A 1,448-nucleotide genomic window follows, 5' to 3' on the forward strand; every position below is an offset into this window, starting at 1 on the left:
TCTAAACCCAGCTCGCGTACCACTTTAAATGGCGAACAGCCATACCCTTGGGACCTACTTCAGCCCCAGGATGTGATGAGCCGACATCGAGGTGCCAAACACCGCCGTCGATATGAACTCTTGGGCGGTATCAGCCTGTTATCCCCGGAGTACCTTTTATCCGTTGAGCGATGGCCCTTCCATTCAGAACCACCGGATCACTATGACCTGCTTTCGCACCTGCTCGCGCCGTCACGCTCGCAGTCAAGCTGGCTTATGCCATTGCACTAACCTCCTGATGTCCGACCAGGATTAGCCAACCTTCGTGCTCCTCCGTTACTCTTTAGGAGGAGACCGCCCCAGTCAAACTACCCACCAGACACTGTCCGCAACCCGGATTACGGGCCCACGTTAGAACACCAGCCATTAAAGGGTGGTATTTCAAGGACGGCTCCGTGCAGACTGGCGTCCACACTTCAAAGCCTCCCACCTATCCTGCACATCAAGGACCAGTGTTCAGTGTCAAGCTATAGTAAAGGTTCACGGGGTCTTTCCGTCTTGCCGCGGGTACACTGCATCTTCACAGCGAGTTCAATTTCACTGAGTCCCGGGTGGAGACAGCCTGGCCATCATTACGCCATTCGTGCAGGTCGGAACTTACCCGACAAGGAATTTCGCTACCTTAGGACCGTTATAGTTACGGCCGCCGTTTACCGGGGCTTCGATCAAGAGCTTCTCCGTGAGGATAACCCCATCAATTAACCTTCCGGCACCGGGCAGGCGTCACACCGTATACGTCCACTTTCGTGTTTGCACAGTGCTGTGTTTTTAATAAACAGTTGCAACCAGCTGGTATCTTCGACTGATTTCAGCTCCATGAGTAAATCACTTCACCTACATATCAGCGTGCCTTCTCCCGAAGTTACGGCACCATTTTGCCTAGTTCCTTCACCCGGGTTCTCTCAAGCGCCTTGGTATTCTCTACCTGACCACCTGTGTCGGTTTGGGGTACGATTACGTGTCACCTGATGCTTAGAGGCTTTTCCTGGAAGCAGGGCATTTGTCACTTCAGCACCGTAGTGCCTCGTCATCACACCTCAGCGTTTAATAAGGTACCGGATTTACCTGGAACCTCCGCCTACATGCTTAAACCGGGACAACCGTCGCCCGGCCGACATAGCCTTCTCCGTCCCCCCTTCGCAGTAACACCAAGTACAGGAATATTAACCTGTTTCCCATCGACTACGCCTTTCGGCCTCGCCTTAGGGGTCGACTCACCCTGCCCCGATTAACGTTGGACAGGAACCCTTGGTCTTCCGGCGAGCGGGCTTTTCACCCGCTTTATCGTTACTTATGTCAGCATTCGCACTTCTGATACCTCCAGCAACCCTCACAGGCCACCTTCAACGGCTTACAGAACGCTCCCCTACCCAACAACACATAGTGTCGCTGCCGCAGCTTCGGTGCAT

The 1,448-nt window shown here is 53.7% G+C and carries 1 rRNA gene; it reads right to left on the reverse strand.

From position 1 onward, the window contains the following. A 23S ribosomal RNA gene (locus FE839_RS24380) occupies positions 1–1,448 on the reverse strand; the annotation flags it as partial.

The organism is Klebsiella indica (genome assembly GCF_005860775.1).
In the GTDB taxonomy this organism is placed as follows: Bacteria; Pseudomonadota; Gammaproteobacteria; order Enterobacterales; family Enterobacteriaceae; genus Klebsiella; species Klebsiella indica.